We start from the raw sequence: 21,782 nt of genomic DNA, 5'->3' as shown, positions 1-21,782 counted from the left end.
ACATGGCTGAGCTGATCCGGGCGGCGCGCGGCGCCAACCGTACCGCCAAGGGGTGGCCGCAGGAGGCCGCGCTGCGGATGCTGATGAACAACCTCGACCCGGACGTCGCCGAACGCCCCGACGACCTGGTGGTGTACGGCGGCACCGGCCGGGCGGCCCGGGACTGGCCGTCCTACCACGCACTGGTGGCGACGCTTAACGAGCTGGCCGACGACGAGACGATGCTGGTCCAGTCGGGCCGGCCGGTCGGCGTCCTGCGCACCCACGAGTGGGCGCCCCGGGTGCTGCTGGCCAACTCGAACCTGGTCGGCGACTGGGCGACCTGGCCGGAGTTCCGCCGGCTGGAGCAACTCGGCCTGACCATGTACGGGCAGATGACCGCCGGCTCGTGGATCTACATCGGCACCCAGGGCATCCTGCAGGGCACCTACGAGACGTTCGCGGCGGTCGCCGCCAAACTGGCGGCGGGCACCACGACCACGCCGGTCGACCCCACCGCGCCGCCGGCCTGGATCGACCGGGTCGGTGCCGCGTCGCTGGCCGGCACGCTGACGCTGACCGCCGGCTGCGGCGGGATGGGCGGCGCGCAGCCGCTCGCGGTCACCATGAACGGTGGGGTGTGCCTGATCGTCGACGTCGACCCGCAGCGACTGGCCCGCCGGGTCGCCACCGGCTACCTGGACACCGTCGCCGCCTCGCTGGCCGAGGCGGTCACCTTGGCCCAGGCCGCCCGGCGGGACCGGCGGGCGCTGTCGGTCGGCGTGGTCGGCAACGCGGCGACCGTCTTGCCGCAGCTGCTCGCCGACGGCGTCGAGATCGACATCGTCACCGACCAGACCAGCGCGCACGACCCGCTGAGCTACCTGCCGGAAGGGGTCGAGCTGGCCGACGCGGCGGCGTACGCCGGCCGGGCACCGCAGGAGTACACGCAGCGGGCCCGGGAGTCGATGGCCCGGCACGTCGCCGCGATGGTCGGCTTTGCCGACGCCGGTGCCGAGGTGTTCGACTACGGCAACTCGATCCGCGACGAGGCCCGGCTCGGCGGCTACGATCGGGCGTTCGACTTCCCCGGTTTCGTGCCGGCGTACATCCGGCCGCTGTTCTGCGCCGGCAAGGGTCCGTTCCGGTGGGCGGCGCTGTCCGGCGATCCGGCCGACATCGCCGCCACCGACCGGGCGATCCTCGACCTGTTCGGCGACAACGAGGCGCTGGCCCGCTGGATCCGGCTGGCCGGCGAACGGGTCGCCTTCCAGGGGCTGCCGGCCCGGATCTGCTGGCTCGGGTACGGCGAACGGGAACTCGCCGGGGTGCGGTTCAACGAGATGGTGGCCCGCGGTGAGCTGGCCGCCCCGGTGGTGATCGGCCGGGACCATCTGGACTGCGGTTCGGTGGCGTCGCCGTACCGGGAGACCGAGGCGATGGCCGACGGCTCCGACGCGATCGCCGACTGGCCGCTGCTCAACGCCCTGGTCAACACGGCCAGCGGCGCGTCCTGGGTGAGCATCCACCACGGCGGCGGGGTCGGCATCGGCCGGTCGATCCACGCCGGTCAGGTCTGCGTCGCCGACGGGTCGGCGCTGGCCGGGCAGAAGATCGAGCGGGTGCTGCGCAACGACCCGGCGACCGGGGTGCTGCGCCACGTCGACGCCGGCTACCAGCTGGCCGGTCAGGTCGCCGCCGCGCATGACCTGCCGGTGCCGATGGGCCGCCGATGACCGGCCCGGCCCCGGTGAGCACCGCTGACCCGCTGGTCGAACGGTTCCGGGCGATGTGGGCGCAGCTGGCCGGCATCGGCCGTGATCCGGGTACCGGCGGATACCTGCGCTACGCCTGGTCGGCGGCGGAGCTGACCTGCCGGGAGTGGTTCACCGCCGAAGCCCGCCGACGCGGGCTGGCGGTGCGCCCCGACGGCAACGGCAATCTGTGGGCCGACTGGATACCGTCCGGGGTCGACCCGACCAGCCCGGCGGTGGTCACCGGCAGCCACTTCGACTCGGTGCCGCACGGCGGCGGCTACGACGGACCGCTGGGCATCGTGTCGGCGCTGCTCGCCGTCGACGAACTGCGGGAGCGTGGCTTCACCCCGGCCCGGCCGGTGACCGTCGCCGCGTTCGTCGAGGAGGAGGGCGGCCGGTTCGGCCTGGCCTGCCTCGGATCGCGGCTGCTCACCGGCGGCGTGTCGGCGCAGTACGCGCTGGCGCTGACCGACTCCGACGGGGTGACGGTGGCCGAGGCGATGCAGGCGGCCGGTGCCGACCCGGCGGCGGCCGGGCCGGACCCGGACCGGTTGGCCCGGGTCGGGGTCTTCGTCGAGTTGCACGTCGAGCAGGGCCGGGCGTTGGTCGACCTCGGTGCCCCGGTCGGGGTGGCCAGCATGATCTGGCCGCACGGCCGGTGGCGACTGGAGTTCACCGGTGCCGGCGACCACGCCGGCACCACCCGGATGGTCGACCGCCGGGACCCGATGCTGACCTGCGCGCACACCGTACTCGCCGCCGACGCGCAGGCCCGCCGGCTGGGCGCGCACGCCACCATCGGCCGGGTCGCGGTGCGACCCAACGCCACCAACGCGATCCCAGCCCAGGTGCACGCCTGGCTGGACGCGCGGGCCGCCGACGACACCGCCCTGACCACACTGGTCGAGGCGGTCGGGGCCGAGGCGGCGGCCCGGGCGCAGGCGGACGGTACGTCGGTGGCGGTGGTCCGCGAGTCGGACAGCCCGCCGGTCGCCTTCGACCCGGACCTGACCGACCGGATCGCCACGGCGGTGGGTGCGCAGCTGACCGGCGCGGTGCCGGTGCTGCCGACCGCCGCCGGGCACGACGCCGGCGTCCTGGCCGGACACGTGCCGACGGCGATGATCTTCGTACGGAATCCGACCGGGGTGTCGCACGCCCCGACCGAGCACGCCACCGACCACGACTGCGCCACCGGGGTGCGGGCCCTCGCCGCCGCGCTGGCCGACCTGGCTGGCAAATGAGGCGGCCGGCGGATCGGGCCGCCCGGACGCGGGTGCCGGCGAATCGGGCGGCCCGGACGCGGGTGCCGGCGGCCAGTGCGGCCCGAACAAGGTGGTACGCCGAGCACGCCTGGCTGGGCGGGCCGGCACCGGCGGCCGGGGTGCTGATCGAGGCCGAGGCGGGCCGGTTCACCGCGGTCACCGCCGGGGTGGCGGCACCGCCGGGCGTACCGAGGCTCGCCGGGGTGACCCTGCCCGGCCTGGCCGACGCCCACTCGCACGCCTTCCACCGGGCGCTGCGCGGGCGGACCCACGACGACCGGGGCAGCTTCTGGTCCTGGCGGGACCGGATGTACGCGGTCGCCGGGCGGCTCGACCCGGACAGCTACCTGGCGCTGGCCCGCGCGGTGTACGCCGAGGCGGCGCTCGCCGGGGTGACCTGCGTCGGCGAGTTCCACTACCTGCACCACGATCCGCAGGGCCGGCGGTACGCCGAGCCGAACGTGATGGCCGACGCGCTCGCGCAGGCGGCCGCCGACGCCGGGGTGCGGCTCACCCTGCTGGACACCTGCTACCTGACCGCCGGGGTGGACGGGGCACCGCTGACCGGGGTGCAGCGCCGGTTCGGCGACGCCGACGCGGCAGCCTGGGCGCGGCGGGCGCAGGCGTGGACACCGGCGGGCGACCATGTCCGGGCCGGGGCGGCGGTCCATTCGGTACGGGCGGTACCGGCCGCCGGGCTGCCGGTCGTCGCCGGGGCAGCGGCGCAGCGGGGCGTCCCGCTGCACGTACACCTGTCGGAGCAGCCGGCCGAGAACGAGGCCTGTCTGGCCCGGCACGGCCGCACCCCGACCGCGCTGCTGGCCGACGCCGGGGTGCTCGGCCCGAGGACGACCGCCGTGCACGCCACCCATCTGACCGACGCCGACGTGGCGCTGCTCGGCGACGCCGGGGCCGGGGTCTGTCTCTGCCCGACGACCGAACGGGACCTGGCCGACGGGATCGGCCCGGCCGGGCCGCTGTCGGCCGCCGGGGTCACGCTGAGCCTGGGCAGTGACAGCCACGCGGTGATCGACCTGTTCGAGGAGGCGCGGGCGGTGGAGACGCATGAGCGGCTGCGCACCGGACGGCGGGGACACTTCTCCCCCGGTGAGCTGCTGACCATGGCGTCCAAGGCGGGGCACGCCGCGCTGGGCTGGGCCGATGCCGGCCGGATCGCGGTAGGTGCCCGCGCCGACCTGGTCACCGTCCGGTGCGACAGCGTACGGACCGCCGGGGTCGACCCGGCCGGCCTGGTGTTCGCGGCGACCGCCGCCGACGTCACCGACGTGGTGGTCGACGGCCGGCCGGTGGTCGCCGACGGCCGGCATCTGCACCTCGACGTACCGGCCGAGCTGGCCGCCGCGATCCGGGCGGTGACGACCGGATGACGACGGCGGCGGGCACCCTGCTGGTGACCGGCATCGGCGAGCTGGTCACCAACGATCCGACCCACGACGGCGGCCCGCTGGGGCTGCTCACCGACGCGGCGGTGCTGGTCGACGGCGACCGGATCGCCTGGGTGGGGCGCAGCGCCGACGCCCCGGCGGCCGACTGCCGGCTCGACGCGGGCGGCCGGGCCGGGCTGCCCGGTTTCGTGGACAGCCACGCGCATCTGGTCTTCGCCGGGGACCGGGCGAGCGAGTTCGCCGCCCGGATGGCCGGGGTCCGCTACGACGGCGGCGGCATCCGGACCACGGTGGCGGCGACCCGCGCCGCCAGCGACGACGAGCTGCGCGGCACCGTCGGGCGGCTGCGCCGCGAAGCGCTGCGGCAGGGCAGCACCACGATCGAGATCAAGAGCGGGTACGGGCTCAGCGTCTCCGACGAGGCCCGGTCGTTGCGGGTGGCGGCGGAGGTCACCGACGAGACGACGTTCCTCGGCGCCCATGTGGTGCCGGCCGAGTACGCCGACCGCCCGGACGACTACGTCGACCTGGTCACCGGTGACATGCTAACCGCCGCGGCCCCGTACGCCCGCTGGGTGGACGTGTTCTGCGAACGCGGCGCGTTCGACGGCGACCAGGCCCGCGCGGTACTCGCCGCCGGGGCCGCCGCCGGCCTGGGGCTGCGGGTGCACGCCAACCAGTTGGGGCGCGGCTCTGGGGTTGCGGTGGCGGTGGAGCTGGGGGCGGCCAGCGCCGACCACTGCACTCATCTGTCCGACGCGGACGTGGCGGCGCTGGCCGGATCGGCGACGGTGGCGACGCTGCTGCCGGGCGCGGAGTTCTCCACCCGGGCGGCGTACCCGGATGCCCGCCGGCTGCTCGACGCCGGTGCGACGGTGGCGTTGGCCACCGACTGCAACCCGGGCTCGTCGTACACCACGTCGATGCCGTTCTGTATCGCGCTGGCGGTACGCGAGATGGGAATGACCCCGGCGGAGGCGGTCTGGGCGGCAACCGCTGGTGGCGCCCGGGCACTGCGTCGCGCCGACGTCGGCGTGCTGCGCCCGGGTGCCCGCGCCGACCTGCTGCTGCTCGACGCACCGTCGCATCTGCACCTGGCCTACCGGCCGGGGGTGCCACTGGTCCATCATGTCCTGCATAACGGAGCACCAGCATGTCTACTGTGATGATCGGACCTGACGGGATGACCGCAGCCCAGGTGCGGGCGGTGGCCCGGGACGGGGCGCGGGTCGAGCTGAGCCCCGGCGCGGTCGCGGCGATGACCCGCAGCCGGGACATCGTCGAGTCGATCGAACGCGACGGCCGCCCGGTGTACGGCGTCTCCACCGGGTTCGGCGCGCTGGCCAGTAGTTTCGTCGCGCCGGACCGGCGTTCGGAGCTGCAGCACGCGCTGATCCGCTCGCACGCGGCCGGGATCGGCGCGCCGATGCCCGACGAGGTGGTCCGGGCCATGCTGGTGCTGCGGGTACGGTCGCTGGCGCTGGGCCGTTCCGGGGTACGGCCGCTGCTGGCGCAGGCGCTGCTGGACCTGCTCAACCATCGGATCACCCCGTGGGTGCCGGAGCACGGGTCGCTCGGTGCCTCCGGGGACCTGGCACCGTTGGCGCACTGCGCCCTGGTGCTGATGGGTGAGGGCTGGGTGCGGGATCCGGACACCGGAGACCGGGTCGACGGCGCGGTGGCGTTGCGTCGGGCCGGGCTGGCCCCGGTGGAGCTGGCCGCCAAGGAGGGTCTGGCGCTGATCAACGGCACCGACGGCATGCTCGGCATGCTGCTGCTGGCGGTCGAGGACGCCGGGCACCTGTTCACCATGGCGGATGTGACGGCCGCGTTGGCGATCGAGGCGATGCTCGGCTCGGACCGGCCGTTCCAGGCCGACCTGCACACCATCCGGCCGCATCCCGGTCAGGGCGTGTCGGCCGGCAACATCCACCGGCTGTTGCAAGGCTCGGCGGTGATGGACTCGCACCGCGACGACCTGATGCACGCGGTGCAGGACGCCTACTCGATGCGGTGCGCGCCGCAGGTCGCCGGCGCGGCCCGGGACACGCTGACGTTCGCCGGCACGGTCGCCGGCCGGGAGCTGCGGTCGGTGGTGGACAACCCGGTGGTGCTGCCGGACGGGCGGGTCGAGTCGACCGGCAACTTCCACGGCGCGCCACTCGGCTTCGCCGCCGACTTCCTGGCCATCGCGGCCGCCGAGGTCGGGTCGATCAGCGAACGCCGGGTGGACCGGCTGCTGGACGTCAACCGGTCCCGTGGCCTGCCGGCGTTCCTGTCCCCGGACGCCGGGGTCAACTCCGGGCTGATGATCGCCCAGTACACCGCCGCCGGCATCGTCGCGGAGAACCGCCGGCTGGCCGCACCGGCCTCGGTGGACTCGGTGCCCACCTCCGGAATGCAGGAGGATCACGTGTCGATGGGCTGGGCGGCGACCCGCAAGCTGCGTACCGTGCTGGACAACCTGACCAGCCTGCTGGCGGTGGAGCTGCTGGCGGCGGTACGCGGTCTGCAGCTGCGCGCCCCGTTACGGCCGTCGCCGGCCGGCCAGGCGGCGGTGAAGCTGGTCGGCGCATTGGCCGGTCAGCCGGGGCCGGACATCTTCCTGGCCCCGGCTTTGGAGGCGACGCGCGCGGTGGTGGCCGGCACCGAACTGCGGGCGGAGATCGAGGCCCGGATCGGCCCGCTGCGCTGACCCGATGCGTGTCGCCGTCACGCCGTGCCGGTCCGCTATCTGCTAGGCCGACACCGTGGGTGCTGGGCGGTGGATAAGCTGGCAGCCCTTCCATGATTCGCGGCTCTGTTGGCCGGGTCGGACCTGGCGGACATAGCCGAGGCGACGGTTTGGAGGTCAACGAGGTTATCCGCCGGTGGCAGCGGTGGGCCGATGGTTAGGCGCGGCTGGACATCGGTGGACGTCCGGCAGCGGACCTTGGTTGAGGTTGGGGCCATCGAGCATCGGCTCGGTCCGGGTTGATCTCGCGGGTCGCCCCACCGTCATCGTGTCTACGCCGGTCAGTCGTCCGGTGGTAGGACGACTCGGCGCCTAGGCGACCTGGGTACGGTGCGCGGTGGTCTCGGCGTCCCTCGTCGTACTCCGGGTACGCAGCCAAGCTGCGTACCGCGTCCACATCCACATCCGCCGCCGATTGCCGGCCCGCTCCGCTGCCCGCCGGGCCACGGATACGCCGCCGTCGACCTGGTCATCCGCCAGACGGAGACCGTTGCCAACAGGTGCGCTCCCAGAAGCAAGCCTCGTATCAGACCATCAGATCTGACGTGCGATCTCGAAGGCGCAGCCCCAGGAGACGGTCACGCCGGCTCCGCCGTGGCCGTAGTTGTGGATTACGCGGGTCTCGTAGAGCTGTTGCTCCTCAACACGGACGTACGGCCGGGTGGGTCGAAGGCCAACTCGGTGCTCGATGACCTGGGCGTTGCGGAGGCGTGGTTCGACATCGGCGCAGCGGGCGATGATCGCGGCTGCTGTGTCTGGATCTGGTTCTCGGCTCCAGTCGCCAGGTTGAGCGGTGCCGCCGAGGATGAGAGCCTCGCCCTGCGGGTAGAAGTGCAGCAGGTCCGGTGAGAGCACGGTGTCTTCAGAGAAAAACTCGGTGATGCCGGGGTTCTCGACGACGACGAGTTGGCCTCGGATCGAGGTGAGTTCTGGGTCCGGCACGAGGTCACGGGCGCTCACTCCGGAACAGTTGACGATCAGCGGAGCGACCTGAACGGCCTCGTCGAGGGAGCCGATCCGGCGGAGGGCGATCTCCCCACCCGCTGCCTCCAGCCGCTGTCGCAGGTAGCCGAGGTAGACCGGCATGTCGACCAACGGGACGGTGTACCGCCAGCCGGTGGCGAATCCGTCCGGTAGCTCGCTCGGCTTGCACATCCGGAACCCGTCGAGTTGGTTGCCCCACTCCGGCGGTTCGACGGGCTTGCGGGATGCCTCGATGCCGGAGACGAGCCGTACCCCGGTCGCCGGGTCGGTGGCGAGCTGCTTCAAGACCTCCAGTGTCTGGGCGCTCCAGACGCGGACCCGGTCGACGGGTTCGACGAGGTACGGGCCCCACATTGCCCCGGCGGCGTACGAGGTGGTCTGCTCGGGTGGCTCGGCGGCCCAGATCTTGACCCGTAGGCCGGCTTCGGCGAGGCAGATGGCGGTGGTGAGGCCGGAGACGCCGGCGCCGATGACCAGGGCGTCGAGATCGGTGCGGGCCATTGTTTGACCGTAGTGTCAGGCGGGTTGTCGCGCGAGCGCGTTCTCAAGGTCGGGGAGCAGGTCGGCGACGCTGTGGTTCCGCTTCCGTCGGCGGAGTTCCTGCGCGAGTGTGCTGAGCAGTGCGGTGCTGCGGGGTGAGCGGACCTGTTCGAGCCGGGGTATGGCCATTCGGGTTACTGCGCAGGCGTCGTCGAGTTTGCCGTGGGCGGTGTAGCCGAGGGCGAGCCAGGCTCCTTCGTAGAGGGCGCGTCGCTGGTAGGGGACGTCTGGTCGGCGGGCGTAGGCGCCGGTGCGCAGGAGCGTTTCGCCTTTACGGAGCAGGGCTCGCCCGTCGGTTCCTCGGCCGTCGGCCACTACTTGTCGTCCGGCGAGGATCATGGCGTAGCCGGCCTGGCAGTCGAGGTGGTTCGGGGTGAGGTAGTACATCCACTCCGGGTCGCGGTTGGGATGCCGTTTCGCGAGCTGGTCGTGGGACTCGGCCCAGGTGCGTTCGCACTGGTCGACGCGTCCGGCGGCGGCGTGGGCGTACGCGAGGCGGGACAGCACGGACGCCTGGACGGTCGCGGCGGATCGGTCGGAGATCCGGCGGGCGGCATTGCCGAGGCGTAGGCCGTCGTCGGTGTCGCCGAGTGAGGCGGCTTGGAATGACAGGTCGGCGAGGATGTGCGCTTCCATGGATCGGTATCCGGCGTCGTGCGCGGCGCGCAGGCCGGTGAAGTAGTACCGCTGGGCAAGCCCTTGCTGTCCGGCGTCGAACGCCTTCCAGCCGGCGAGTTGGGCGAGGTCGGCGAGGGCGACTAGGAGTCGGCGGCTCGTGGCGTCGGTGTGGCCACCGTCGCGGAGTACGAGCAGAACCGCGCGGACCTGGGCACCGACGTAGCCGAGGCCGGCCGCGCCGCCGCGTTCGTCGTCGAGTAGTTGCAGGCGCGGCACGCTGGCTTCGATCTGTTCGACGAGTGGATCGTCCGGTGTCGCGGTCGGGAGTGTGGTCCCGCCGGCCGGGAGGTGTACGTCGAGGTAGATGTTCACTGCCTGGGCAAGGGCGGCCCCGGAGACCGCGAGGAACATTCGCCTGTCCACGAGCCCTCCCAACAGCCAGTCTTCTGCGACCAGCATGGTGCTCGCGAGGTTCCACGATCCGTTCATGCCGGTGCTGGCCGCCATCACCAGCGTGCCATCTGTGGCGGCGGGCTGCCCGTGCCAAAGGTCCCCTGCGGTCACGATGCGGCCGAGGCGGCGGGAGATGACGTAGGCGGTCAACGCCGGTAGCGGCGGGCGTGGGACGCCGCCGGCGTCGCGCCAGTGGTAGGGCGCGGTTTCGGCGAGTGTGCCGGGTCCGAAGCGCCGGTTGATCTCCCGAGCGAGAGTGCGCGGGGTGAGACCGGCTTCGGCCATGTGCGCGGCGAGGGCTTGGTTGGTGCGGTCGGGTGGCGATCCCATCGGCTCCTCCGCAGGGGTCAACCGACGGTACCGCGAAGCCGCCAGATCATGTGTCCGCTGTGGCCAATGCAAGTTGACGCTCTTGACGCGTTCATCCCCTGCCTCGGCGGTACCGGTTCGCGGTCTGCTGGATGCGTCCCCGCCGGCGTACCGCCGAGAAGGGCTGCGCCGGCGGGTGAACACCTCGACGGGCGAGCGGAGGACCTGATGCGCACTTCGGCGATGACCCAGACCAAACCTCCATGGGACTGGGAGTTCGACTGGCACCTGACGAACCGCTGCAACTTCTTCTGCGAGTACTGCCACCCGCAGATTCGTTTCGTGCTCAACCGCAAGCACCTCGACGAGCCGACCCCGGACCTGGTGGTCCGTCGCTTCGACGAGCTGGGCAAGGTCTGCCTGGTGCACATGTCCGGTGGGGAGCCGTTCATGTTCCCCGGGTTCGTCGAACTGTGCCGAGGGCTGGCCGACAACCACTTCATCAGCATCAACACCAACCTCGCCTCCGACGACATCGCGGAATTCGCCGACCGTGTCCCGGCTGGCCGGGTGGCGAAGATCGTCGCCGCGATCCACCAGCCCGAACGCGAGTTGCGCGGGCTGGAACTCGACGCCTACGCCCGCAACTACCTGATCCTGCGACGCGGCGGATTCGACGTGACCGCCCTGTACGTGCTGTATCCGCCGCTGCTCGGTCGGTTCGCCGCCGATCTGGATCGGTTGCGTGAGCTGGGTGTGGACCACATCCGAGCCAAGGTGTTCAAGGGCGTCCACGAGGGCATCCGCTATCCGGAGGGCTACACCGACGAGCAGAAGGCGCTGGTGCTGGCCAACTCCGGCGAGTACGTCTTCAACCGGCCCTACCTCGACGGGATGCTCTCCTTCCGAGGCCAGGCGTGCACCGCCGGTGTCACCTCGTTCAAGGTCACCGTCACCGGTGATGTACGCCGATGCGCTTCCGTGCCTACCGGCTACGGAAATCTCTACGACGGCACCTTCCGGCCTGCCGACGTCAACGAGCCGTGCCCCGCCAAGCGGGTGCTGGTCCTGTCGCAGTGCCTGTCCTACCTCGTCGATCCTCCGGTCCGCCCCGAGCTGGGCGTCGACTCGGACGACCGCTGACAACGAAGGGCGTTCCCCATGCAGATCTCGATTCGTCACGCCTGCGTCGACCCGGACGACCAGCCGTTCGATGTCGCCGAACGCAAGGGCGTCGGCCACCCGGACAGCCTCGCCGACCTGGTCGCCGACGCCTTTTCCCAGCGCTACTCATCCTGGTGCCTGCGCGAGTTCGGAGCCATCCCCAACCACTGGGTCGACAAGGTCAACCTCGTCGGTGCCGCAGCCGACGTCCGCTTCGGCGGCTTCGACATCCTCAAGCCAGCCGACTGCTACCTCTTCGGCAAGATCACCGATCAGGTCGGTGACACGCAGGTGCCCGTTGAGGACATCTTTCGGGCAGTCGTCCTCGACATCCTCCCGACCGCACTCGGCGACTACCGCATCCTCGAACACCTACGCCTGCACATCAACAACACGCGCGGCACCGCCGTTGACCACGACCCGAGGTTCTACCGCCCTGACGAGGCATTGGACATCAACGCCGTGCTCGCGACCGAGTCCGTCGCCAACGACACCGTCGTCTGCGTCGGCGTCGGCCGGCGCGGACTCGCCGCCGACCTTGCGATACGGCTGGAACGACGGCTCACCAGCGAAGGATTCCGGCAGGTCGTGCCGGGCGCCGGCACCGATGTGAAGGTCATGGTGGTCCGGATCGGGTCGGCGCTGGAGGTCACGGCCGCTGTGCCGTTCCATCCCGAACTGGTCGGCTCCTGGACGACGTACCGCACAGCGCTCGCCGAGGCACAGAGCACCGTCTCCGCCGAGTTGAAGTCTCTGCTCGACCAGGATCCCCGGTCCCGGAACGTGACCGGACTGTCGCTGCATCTCAACACGAAGGATGTGCCGGGCCGCGGCTACCTGGCGCCGTTCGGCACGTCGCTGGGCAAGGGCGACTGCGGTGCGGTCGGGCGAGGCAACCGGTACAGCGGAGCCATTGAGCCGCTGCGCCCGGCGAGCGGCGAGGCGCCTGCCGGCAAGAACCCGGTTCACCACGCCGGCAAGATCTACACCGCGCTCGCTGCCGAGGCCGCTGAGCGGGTGCTGGCCGAAACCTCGGTGTACGCCGAGGTCACCATCGCTGCCCGCAACGGCGGCCAGCTCGACGATCCGGCACACGTCCTGGTTTCAGTGGACCGCGAGGTCGACGCCGCGACCGTGGCCGAAATTGAAGAGGCGGTGCGCCGTGCCGTCGCCGGGGCTGCCACCTTCGCCTCACGGTTCCTCGCCGCCGAGCCGCTGGCCCGGTTCCGCAACGGAGTCCCGCTATGACCACGAAGGCACTGTCCGATGCGCACATGATGCACCTCGCCGCTCTCCGCGCCCAGTCTGCGGTGATCGACGCGGAAGGCCTACGCATCGGCTCGCAGTACGTGATGTTCTTCGCCGAGGCCGACCTGATGCGCGAGCACGTCACCCGCCTCACCGAGGGTTTCACCCGCCCCAACGTGTTGGAGGTCGGGCTCGGCCTCGGCGTGTTCGCCACCCAGCTTCTGGAGCGTGAGGTCGGTTCGTTCACGGCGATCGAACCTCACCCAGAGGTCGCGCTGATGGCGCGCACACGGGTGGTCGACGCCTTCGACGTGCCGGTGCGGGTGCTCGTCGACCCGTGGCAGCTGGTGACACTGCCAGCCGACGCCTTCGACGCGATCATGTACGACACCTGGCCGCCGGACGGACACGCCGACTCCGACTTCGCCGAGTTCGTCGCCCACGTCGCGATGCGCTGCCTCCGCCCGGGCGGCCGGTTCAGCTTCTTCCACAGCGGCACCTCGATCGGCCCGGCCCGCCGCGCCGTCCTCGACCGGCACTTCGCGAGATGGACCGCCTACCCGCACACCATGCCGGCAGAGCAGACCCCACCGCACTGGACCAAACCCAGCCGCGACTTCCTCGTCCCGATCGCCACGAAAGGCGGCGCCTGATGGCCTCTCCGATCGCACCGGCGGTCTCCGCACAGCAGATCGACCGGTTCGCCTCCCACGGATACCTCGTCCTGCCGGACCTGTTCCCGCCCGCCACCATCCAGAAGCTCCGCGTCGAGGCCGACACGCTTCTCCGGGACCGGCTTGCCCGGATGGTCGCCAGCAGGACACTCGACCCACGCGTCACCTGGTGGCGTCTCGCCAGCGGTGTGCCGTACGTCCTCAAGGTCAAGCCCGTGGTCGACCTGTCCCCAGCCGCCACGGCGATGGCGGACAGCCTCGCGCTGCGCAGCGTCGTCGCCGACCTGCTCGGCGCGCCACCCAAGCTGATGGACAACAAGCTCATGTACAAGCAGACCGTCGACATCACCGCCGGGTGGGCGACGCTTCCAGTACTCGGTGAAGAGGTCCGCAAGCACACCGACGCCGCCTACTACGCGACCTGCGGCTACCCGCGAGTGCTCACCGCCGCCGTCTGCCTCGACCCCTGCACCGAAACGGCCGGTGCGCTGCGGGTCTGGCCCGGCAGCCACCGCCACACCATCACGATGATCCCGACCGCCAATCAGGGACCCGTCGTACCCGACACCGCCGCACCCGACGAGGCAGCCCTGACCCTGATCGCCGAACCCGGCACGGTATTGATCTGGGACGCCGCCCTGGTCCACGCCAGCGGACCCAACACCTCCGGCCACCCACGTCGACTACTCGTGCTCGGCTACAGCCCCGCCCACCCGGACAACGGGGAGCCGCGATGAAGATCCTCGTGCTCGGCGGCACCCGATTCGTCGGCCGGCACATCGTGGAGGAATGCCTCCGACGCGGAGACGACGTCACCGTGCTCTACCGGGGCCGCTCCCCGTCACCCTTCACCGGAATCGCCCGCCACGTCCTGACCGACCGACGCGCGCCAACCGTCGAAGCCGCCGCCGTCCTCGCCGAACCGTGGGACGCGGTCATCGACACCAGCGCCCGCGACGTCGACGACCTGAGCCCCGTGCTGCCCCTGCTCGGCGACGCCGGTCAATACACCTTGCTCTCCACCTGCGGGGTGTATCGCAGAGCACCCAGCCGACACGGTCTGACCGAACGAGCAGCCACGATCCCAGCTGACGCCTCCCACCCGGTACGTGCATCCGCGACCCGCAAACTGCGCTGCGAGCGATACGTCCGGCGTCGCCTCGACCGGATCAACGGACCCTTGCTGATCGCCCGCCTCGGCCTGGTCATCGGCCGGTACGACGACAGCGACCGCCTCGCCTACTGGCTGGAACGCGCCCTGCGCGGCGGCGACGTCCTGGTCCCGATGGATGACCGACAGGCCATCCAACTCATCGACGCCACCGACGTCGCCCACTTTCTGCGCGACGCCGTCGACCATAAACTCACCGGCGTCGTCAACGTCGCCGGCGCCCGAACCGACGCCCGGACCCTGGTGGACACGGTCCTGACCCGCGCCGGCCGCGCCGTCACCCCCTGCCGGGTCGGCGAGGACTTCGCCCTCACCCACCGACTACAACCATGGACCGAAATCCCACTGTGGCTACCCGCCAGCAGCCCCGAACTGGCACTCATGTCGGTCAACAACAGCCGCGCCACCGACGCCGGCCTCACCCTCCGGCCCTTTCCCGACAGCATCACCGACGCCCTCGGCTGGCAGGCGCTACGGCGCGGCTGGTCACAGCGCTGGCTCGACCACGCCCGCGAACGGGACCTGATCCAGCGGTGGCGGGGGTGACGACATGCTGCCCTACACCCAACCCGCGCCGTACCACTCCCAATGGGGCGAGGACCGCTGGCTCGCCGAGCACTACCACCTCCCGACGCACGGCGTCTTCGTCGACATCGGCGCTGGCGACGGCGTACGCGGCAGCAACAGCCTCTACTTCGAGAACCGCGGCTGGCGCGGACTCTGCGTGGACGCCGACCCCCGCAACCACCCACGGCTCCGATGCCGCTGCTGCGCCGTGGACACGTGCGCCGTATCCGCCACCCCCGGCCTCTGGCCATTCGGCCTGTACGCCCACAAACCATCCTGGTCAGGTCTGCAACGGCGCGGTACGGACTACCAAGAGATCCTCGTCGCGTGCCGCACCCTGGAAGACCTCCTCGGCCAGTGGTACATCGACCAGATCGACCTGCTCAGCATCGACGTCGAAGGCACCGAACTCGACGTCTGGGACTCCTTCGACCACACCCGCCACCGGCCAGCCATCGTCATCGTCGAGTTCGACGACGACCACCCCGACCGGCACCGCCGCACCATCCACCGCCACCTCGGCTCCGACACCTACGAACTGGTCCACGAGACACCAGCGAACCTGATCCTGCACCGAACAGACCGACCATGGCGGCGACGCCGATGACCAGACCCGGACCACCGATCAACCAGCTACTACCCGACGGCAAGGTCATCGTTGTCTGCGGACGCGCCGACGACGCGGCAGCCTGGCAGGATCTGCTCGGCCCAGCCCGGTGCCTCGCCCTCGCCCTGGACGACGCGCCACCCGAGACCCGCCGCCGCACACTGCCCGGCGCATCCAGCCACCTCGCCTGGCAACACCACGCCATCGGCGGGCTCGACGGCTCCGGCTGGCTCGCCGGGCCGGCAGACACCTTCGATCCCGACAACACCGCAACGCTCGTCCTGCCCGACCCGCTCGATCCGCCGCACGCCGGCGTCCGTAAACGGATCGGCGTCAGGCAACCCTCGTGGCGGCTCTTCGAAGACAAGACCGTCATCGACACGCTCTGGGATGTTGCCGGCTTTCCCCGAGCACCGTCGGTCATCAGCGACGGCACCGCTGACCTCGCCACACTGGGGGCGATCGTCGACCAAGGCACCGGAGTCGTCTGCTCCTGCCAGCCCATCGGCGCCGGCCCGTCGGCCGGCGGCGACGGTATCTGGTGGTGGCGCGACGGCCCGCCACCGGCAACCATCCCCACCGCCAAGCCCGGAGCCTGGCGAGTCCGGCTGATGCCGCTCCTCGAAGGCGTCCCCGTCCGCCTGCACGGGCTGACCCTCGCCACCAGGGTCATCCCGTTCCCGCCCATGGAACTCGTGACACTTCCTCGGCCCGGACAGGGGACCTTCCTCTGCGCTGGTGCTCTTCCCACCCTCTGGGACACCGCCGACCTCGTCGCCCAGACCGAACGGATCGGGGCCGGTCTACGCGAACGTCTCGGCTACCGGGGCGGCTTCTCCGTCGATGGCATCCTCACCACCAGCGGCTTCCTCCCCACCGACCTCAACGCCCGGCTCACCTCCGCTATGGAAGCGGCGCCCTCCGCACGTCGAGTCCTGCTGCACGCGGTCAACCTCCTCGCGAGAGACGGGATCGAGCCCGACACCAGCGTCGTCAAACAGTTGGTGGCAGATACCTTCGCAGCAGGCGCCACCTGCACGATCTTCGGCGCCGCAACAAGGGCCGACGAGAGGGCCACTCGGAAGGCGTCGGTCCGCTGGGATGGCGACCGGCTGGTTTCCGATCCGAGTGGAGCCGATGGGGCTCTCGTCGTCACTCCGTCCCCGCGCGGTTGGCTGCTGACCGCGACCCTTGCCACCGCCCGCATGCCGGGCGGTGGCCGGGTCGGGCCCGTGGCACCCGAGGTCTTCCGAATCAGCGACGAGGTTCTCGGCACCGATTTCGGCGACCTCGCACCGCCATTCGACACGCAGCCGACCTCCTGTTTGCCGAGAATCCGGGCGGCGTAGGAGACGTGATCAGCTACATGCGGTCCGGGGTGGCGATGCCCAGTAGGTGCAGGCCCTGGCGCAGGACTCGGGCGGTCAGGTCGCACAGGGCGAGCCGGCTGTCGCGTACCTCGTCTTCGGCGCGCAGGACCGGGCAGTGTTCGTAGAAGCCGCTGAAGGTGGTGGCGAGGGTGTGCAGGTAGCCGGCGAGCCGGTGGAACTCTAGGGTCTGTTCGACGCCGGTGACGACGGCGCCGAAGTTGGCCAGTTCGAGGGCGAGGGCGTGTTCGGCCGGGTGCATGACCACGATCGGCGTACCGGTGGGCTCGATTCCGGCGCGGCGGAAGATGGACCGGATCCGGGCGTGGGCGTACTGCAGGTACGGGGCGGTGTTGCCGTCGAGGGACAGCATCCGTTGCCAGTCGGAGACGTAGTCCTTGATCCGGTCGGTGGACAGGTCGGCGTACTTGATGGCGCCGATGCCGACCGCGCGGGCGACCTCGGCGATAGCCGCGTCGGGCAGGTCGGGGTTCTTCTGCCGGGCGAGTTCGGCGGCCCGGGTCACGGCCTCGTCGAGCAGGCCGACGAGTTTGATCGAGCCACCGGCGCGGCTGCGCAGCATCTTGCCGTCCGGGCCGAGGATCGAGCCGAACCCGATGTGTTCGGCCACGGCCGGCGGGTGTAGCCAGCCGGCCTGGCGGGCGACCGCGAACACCATTTCGAAGTGTTGCCGTTGCGGTAGGCCCACGACGTAGAGCAGCCGGGTCGCGCCGAGGTCACGGGTCCGGTGGCGGATCGCCGCGAGGTCGGTGGCACCGTAGCCGTATCCGCCGTCGCGTTTACGCACGATGATCGGCAGCGGCTGTCCGTCGCGGCCGGTGAAGCCGTCGGGGAAGACGCAGGCGGCGTCGCCGCTGTCGCGTAGCAGCCCGAGCCGGTCCAGTTCGTCGGTCACCGGGGCGAGCATGTCGTTGTAGTAGCTCTCGCCGTAGAAGTCCTTGTCGGTGAGCAGGACGCCGAGCTGGTCGTAGACGGTGAGGAAGTACTTCTCCGACTCGGCGACGAGCATCCGCCACAGCCGCAGGGTCTGCTCGTCGCCGCTCTGCAGGGCGACCACCCGCAGCCGGGCCCGTTGCTTGAACGCGTCGTCGGCGTCGAACTTGACCCTGGCCGCCTTGTAGAACGAGTCCAGGTCACCGACGGACAGTTCGTGGGCGGCCTCCGATTCGCCCAGGTCCAGCAGATGCTCGATCAGCATCCCGAACGGGGTGCCCCAGTCGCCCAGGTGGTTGGCCTTGATCACCCGGTGGCCGAGCCATTCCAGCAGTCGTACGGCGGCGTCACCGATCACCGTCGACCGCAGATGCCCGACGTGCATCTCCTTGGCCACGTTCGGCGCCGAGTAGTCGACGACCACCGTTGCCGGGATGGCGCTGGGCGCGACGCCGAGCCGGGTGTCAGCGGCCATCGTCGACAGCAGTGAGCCGAGGGCCGGGTCGGCGACCGTCAGGTTGATAAACCCTGGTCCGGACACCTCGACAGCTGTGCACAGGTCCGCCAGCTCCGCCCGGCCGACCACCTCGATGGCGATGTCCCGTGGCGGGCGGCCGAGCCGACGCGCCAAGGGCAGGGCTGCGTCGGACTGGAAGTCGGCGTGTTGCGACCGCCGCACGACCGGATCGACCGGCCCGCAGGCCACCGCCGCGAACGCCTGCGCCAGCCGGTCGGCCAGCAGTTTCTCAAGACTCATCAGGTACGCCAATCATGCTCCGACCCGCCTCCGTCAGGGAGGCAGGTCATCCGGGAAAGACTCGGGGAGCGGATCGATCGACGACCAGGGGTGACCGGCGGGGTCGATCCGCCGGTCACAGAAGAGGGTTCAGCTCAGGCGGTCGAGTGCGGCTCGCAGGCGAGCCAAGGTTCGCTCACGTCCGAGGATCTCGACCGACTCGAACAACGGCAGCCCGACCGTACGGCCGGTCACCGCGACCCGGACCGGTGCCTGCGCCTTGCCCAGCTTGAGTCCCCGCTGCGCGCCGATCTCTTCCAGCGTCGACTTGAGCACCTCGGCCCGCCACTCGCACGTCCCGTACGCCTCGACCACCGCGGCCAGCAGCGCCGGGGCATCGGCCTTCATCGCCTTCGCCCACGCGGCCTCATCGGCGACCGGCTCATCGAGGAACAGAAAGTCGACCATCGGCACGATCTCCGACAGCAGCGCGATCCGGGTCTGCGCCAATTCGGCGACAGCGGCGAACGCGGTGGCGTCGTACGCCTTCGGCCGCCACGGCACGATGTCGCCGCTCAACCACGGCTGGCACGCCTCGATGAACGCCTCCACCGACAACGCCCGGATGTAGTCCCCGTTGAAGGCCCGCAGCTTCTTCACATCGAAGAACGCCGGCGACGGATTGACATCCTCCAGCCGGAACTCCGCCACGATGTCATCCCACGGCAGGATCTCCCGATCACCCGACGGCGCCCAGCCGAGCAACATCAGATAGTTACGCATCGCCTCGGCCAGGTAACCCTCGGCACGGAAGTCCTCCAGAGCAACCCGGTCCCGGCGCTTGGACAACTTCTGCCGCTTCTCGTTGACCAGGATCGGCGCGTGCACCCACACCGGCGGCTCGGCGCCCAACGCCTCCCACAGCAACTGCTGTTTCGGCGCGTTCGGCAGGTGCTCCTCAGCCCGGATCACATGGGTGACGCCCATGACCATGTCATCGACCACGTTCGCCAACAGAAACACCGGCGACCCGTCGCCACGGGCGATCACGAAGTCCTCGATCAGCGCGTTGTCGAAGGTCGGCTTGCCTCGCACCAGGTCGACGATCACGGTCGAGCCGTCGTCCGGCGTACGGAACCGCAACGCGCGACCTTCCCCAGCAGGCAGACCACGGTCCCCGCAGAAGCCGTCGTAACCCTTGTGCTCGCTGCCCGTCCGGGCGATGACCTGATCCCGGGCGCAGTCGCAGTAGTACGCGCGCCCAGCGGCGAGCAGCCGGTCGATGGCCTCGCGGTGGTGCTGGGCATAGTCGGACTGGAACAGTGGGCCCTCGTACTCACTCGGACCGATGCCGAGCCACTCCATCGCGTCCAGGATGCCCTGGACCCACTCCGGACGGTTCCGCGCCGCGTCCGTGTCCTCGATCCGCAGCACCATCGTCCCGCCCGACTGTCGGGCCAGCACCCAGTTGAACAGGACAGACCGGGCATTACCGACGTGGAACATGCCCGTCGGGGAAGGCGCGAAGCGCACACGGATATCGGAACTGGCCACGGATAGCAGGCTACCGAACTACCTCCGCTTACCTTCACCGATATCCGCTCGGAGCGCCGGGAGGCACAGCTATGCCCCGCTCGTCTCAGCGGACCGCTGCGCGCCCAGGCCGTGTCGTCAGATTCCCCGGCCGCGCTTGTGCAGGGTACGGAGCACCAGGTCCGGCCGTACCGCCCGGCTGGCGACGGCGAGGGCGAGGTAGGCGCGCGGCTCGCGCGGGTTGCGGGCCAGGGTGTGCCGGGCCCAGCGGATCGCCCCGCGGCGGTGCCCGGCCGCGGCCTCGGCGAAGGCGATCTGTCCGGCGACCCGGGCCTCGCCGGCCGGCTCGGTGGCGAACTCCGGGTAGCGGTCCAGCAGCCACTGCAGGGCGGTGGCGATGGTGTCCCAGCGCTGCGCGAAGTAGGACCGCTTGTGCCAGCGGACCAGCACGTACGGCGTGCGCAGGTTGCGCAACGGGGCGCTGCGGGCGGCCCGGAGCAGGAACTCGTAGTCCTCCGCGTAGCTGCCCGGAATCTCCTCGTCGACCAGCCCGAAGCCGTCGACCAGCGCAGCGCGCCGGATCAGGAACGTCGACGGGTGCAGCTCGGTCATCCGGTCGCGCAGCAGTGCGGCGAGCGAGACGCTGTCGAGGTCGAGCACCCGGTCGTTGACGGTGCCGTCGTAGCTGACCTGGATGCCGCAGCTGACGAACTCGGCGTCCGGGTGGGCGAGCAGCTCGTCGACCTGGGCGGCGAGCTTGCCGGGCAGCCACCGGTCGTCGTCGTCGCAGAACGCGACCAGCTCGCCGGTCGCGGCCAGGATGCCGCTGTTGCGGGCACCGGCCAGGCCGGCGGTCCGGCCGTTGCTGATCACCCGGACCGGCCGATGCGGGTCGTCACTGGCCAACGTGGTGTCCGGGGTGGACTGATCGTAGACCACGACCACGTCGACAGGTGCCGGATAGTCCTGCTCGCAAATCGCGGCGATGGCCTCGCGTAGCAGCTCGGGCCGGTCCCGGGTGGGGACCACGACGCTGATCGTCGGGGCCCGGCCGGCGGTCAACGCGACCGCCGGCTGAGCACGCGGCGCGGGTTCGCCGACGAGATCAGCCCTTCGATGATCTCGCCGACCCGGGCGACGGCCGCGAGTCGTGCCGTGTCGGTGCCGGCGTCGGCGGTGACGCCGAAGCTCGCCGGGGCGCGCAGCCCGGCCTCCAGCGCCTCGAACAGCGCCGTACGCGACTGGCAGAGCCGGATTAGCCCGGCGTCGGCCAGCCGGCGGGCGAACAGCATCTGATGGTCGTCGACGTGCTCGTCCAGAGTGGGATCCCGGGGTACGACGATCGGCAGATGCCGGTGCCGACGGGCTTCGAGGATGGTCGCCGGGCCGCCGTGGCACACCACCAGGGTGGCCCGCTGCATAGCCTGTTGCAGCGCGTCGTGGTCGAGAAAGTCGATCGCCCCGGCCAGCTCCGGTGCCCGGCTGTGCCCGTACTGCACAATCAGCTCGGCTCGGTCGGCGGCAGCGGCGTGCCAGTCCTCCAGCCAGCCGATCAGCCGGTCGAACCGGTGCCGGTCGGTTCCGACGGCGACCAGGATGGTGCCGGTACGCGACCCACCGCGCTGCCGGGGGATTCGTGCGGCGACGCTGGTCGGCCCGGTGTTCGACAACGCGGATTCCACCACGATCAACTCCTTGACCTGGCCACTTCTACTC

Annotated in this window: 18 protein-coding genes; 12 read left to right on the top strand and 6 right to left on the bottom strand. The window is 71.0% G+C overall.

Features of this window, described 5'->3' with window-relative positions:
* Positions 1 to 2 precede the first annotated feature (2 nt).
* Genes hutU through hutH form a run of 5 tightly spaced genes read left to right on the top strand, consistent with a single transcriptional unit; the run spans position 3 to position 7,102 of the window.
* A complete protein-coding gene (gene hutU / locus O7610_RS29650; RefSeq protein WP_281553610.1) occupies positions 3 to 1,715 on the top strand; it encodes a urocanate hydratase in 1,713 nt (570 codons plus the stop codon).
* Positions 1,712 to 2,980, top strand: coding sequence for an allantoate amidohydrolase (locus tag O7610_RS29645; protein WP_289212334.1), 1,269 nt, complete (start codon positions 1,712 to 1,714; stop codon positions 2,978 to 2,980). The genes hutU and O7610_RS29645 overlap by 4 nt, the downstream gene beginning before the upstream one ends.
* A gap of 32 nt (positions 2,981 to 3,012) precedes the next feature.
* Positions 3,013 to 4,389, top strand: coding sequence for a formimidoylglutamate deiminase (locus O7610_RS29640; protein ID WP_289212333.1), 1,377 nt, complete (start codon positions 3,013 to 3,015; stop codon positions 4,387 to 4,389).
* Positions 4,386 to 5,573, top strand: a complete 1,188-nt coding sequence (gene hutI / locus O7610_RS29635) for an imidazolonepropionase (protein ID WP_289212332.1) — start codon at positions 4,386 to 4,388, stop codon at positions 5,571 to 5,573. The genes O7610_RS29640 and hutI overlap by 4 nt, the downstream gene beginning before the upstream one ends.
* Positions 5,561 to 7,102 carry a histidine ammonia-lyase gene (gene hutH / locus O7610_RS29630; protein ID WP_289212331.1) on the top strand — a complete coding sequence of 514 codons (1,542 nt, stop codon included), beginning with the start codon at positions 5,561 to 5,563 and terminating at the stop codon, positions 7,100 to 7,102. Before hutI ends, hutH begins: the two co-directional genes overlap by 13 nt.
* A 573-nt stretch (positions 7,103 to 7,675) precedes the next feature.
* Here hutH and O7610_RS29625 read toward each other — a convergent pair.
* Positions 7,676 to 8,626: an FAD-dependent oxidoreductase gene (locus O7610_RS29625; RefSeq protein WP_289212330.1), complete on the bottom strand. Its 951-nt coding sequence runs from the start codon at positions 8,624 to 8,626 to the stop codon at positions 7,676 to 7,678.
* A gap of 15 nt (positions 8,627 to 8,641) precedes the next feature.
* Entirely contained in the window at positions 8,642 to 10,066 is a 1,425-nt protein-coding gene (locus tag O7610_RS29620) for an NsdA family TPR-like regulatory protein (protein WP_289212329.1), read from the bottom strand.
* Positions 10,067 to 10,288: 222 nt separating this feature from the next.
* On the opposite strand from O7610_RS29620, the gene O7610_RS29615 reads away from it, so the two are divergent.
* From O7610_RS29615 to O7610_RS29585, 7 genes are read left to right on the top strand one after another with little or no spacing between them, the layout of a single operon-like run.
* Positions 10,289 to 11,188, top strand: a complete 900-nt coding sequence (locus O7610_RS29615; protein WP_282233024.1) for a radical SAM protein — start codon at positions 10,289 to 10,291, stop codon at positions 11,186 to 11,188.
* A gap of 18 nt (positions 11,189 to 11,206) precedes the next feature.
* On the top strand, positions 11,207 to 12,457 hold the full coding sequence (locus O7610_RS29610; RefSeq protein ID WP_289212327.1) for a methionine adenosyltransferase: 1,251 nt from the start codon (positions 11,207 to 11,209) through the stop codon (positions 12,455 to 12,457).
* Complete coding sequence (locus O7610_RS29605; RefSeq protein ID WP_289212326.1) at positions 12,454 to 13,110, top strand: class I SAM-dependent methyltransferase; 657 nt, start codon at positions 12,454 to 12,456, stop codon at positions 13,108 to 13,110. Before O7610_RS29610 ends, O7610_RS29605 begins: the two co-directional genes overlap by 4 nt.
* Positions 13,110 to 13,868, top strand: coding sequence for a phytanoyl-CoA dioxygenase family protein (locus O7610_RS29600; RefSeq protein WP_289212325.1), 759 nt, complete (start codon positions 13,110 to 13,112; stop codon positions 13,866 to 13,868). The genes O7610_RS29605 and O7610_RS29600 overlap by 1 nt, the downstream gene beginning before the upstream one ends.
* The gene (locus tag O7610_RS29595) at positions 13,865 to 14,848 is read left to right on the top strand and encodes an NAD-dependent epimerase/dehydratase family protein (protein ID WP_289212324.1); all 984 of its coding nucleotides are present in this window, start codon (positions 13,865 to 13,867) and stop codon (positions 14,846 to 14,848) included. The genes O7610_RS29600 and O7610_RS29595 overlap by 4 nt, the downstream gene beginning before the upstream one ends.
* A 4-nt stretch (positions 14,849 to 14,852) precedes the next feature.
* Entirely contained in the window at positions 14,853 to 15,476 is a 624-nt protein-coding gene (locus O7610_RS29590; RefSeq protein ID WP_289212323.1) for an FkbM family methyltransferase, read from the top strand.
* Positions 15,473 to 16,825, top strand: coding sequence for a hypothetical protein (locus tag O7610_RS29585; protein ID WP_289212322.1), 1,353 nt, complete (start codon positions 15,473 to 15,475; stop codon positions 16,823 to 16,825). Before O7610_RS29590 ends, O7610_RS29585 begins: the two co-directional genes overlap by 4 nt.
* Before the next feature lie 13 nt (positions 16,826 to 16,838).
* Here O7610_RS29585 and argS read toward each other — a convergent pair whose 3' ends face one another.
* The 4 genes from argS to O7610_RS29565 form a co-directional block, all read right to left on the bottom strand.
* Positions 16,839 to 18,554, bottom strand: coding sequence for an arginine--tRNA ligase (gene argS / locus O7610_RS29580; RefSeq protein ID WP_289212321.1), 1,716 nt, complete (start codon positions 18,552 to 18,554; stop codon positions 16,839 to 16,841).
* 129 nt (positions 18,555 to 18,683) lie between these two features.
* Positions 18,684 to 20,087 (bottom strand): glutamate--tRNA ligase, encoded by a 1,404-nt coding sequence (gene gltX, locus O7610_RS29575; RefSeq protein ID WP_289212320.1) that lies wholly within the window; start codon positions 20,085 to 20,087, stop codon positions 18,684 to 18,686.
* 117 nt (positions 20,088 to 20,204) lie between these two features.
* Positions 20,205 to 21,128, bottom strand: a complete 924-nt coding sequence (locus tag O7610_RS29570; protein WP_278167458.1) for a glycosyltransferase family 2 protein — start codon at positions 21,126 to 21,128, stop codon at positions 20,205 to 20,207.
* Positions 21,125 to 21,736 (bottom strand): glycosyltransferase, encoded by a 612-nt coding sequence (locus O7610_RS29565; RefSeq protein WP_475051327.1) that lies wholly within the window; start codon positions 21,734 to 21,736, stop codon positions 21,125 to 21,127. The genes O7610_RS29570 and O7610_RS29565 overlap by 4 nt, the downstream gene beginning before the upstream one ends.
* Positions 21,737 to 21,782: the final 46 nt, after the last annotated feature.

The organism is Solwaraspora sp. WMMA2065, assembly GCF_030345075.1.
In the GTDB taxonomy this organism is placed as follows: Bacteria; Actinomycetota; Actinomycetes; order Mycobacteriales; family Micromonosporaceae; genus Micromonospora_E.
The sequence above is the reverse complement of the archived record's forward strand: the minus strand, read 5'-3'. Positions and strand labels throughout refer to the sequence as shown.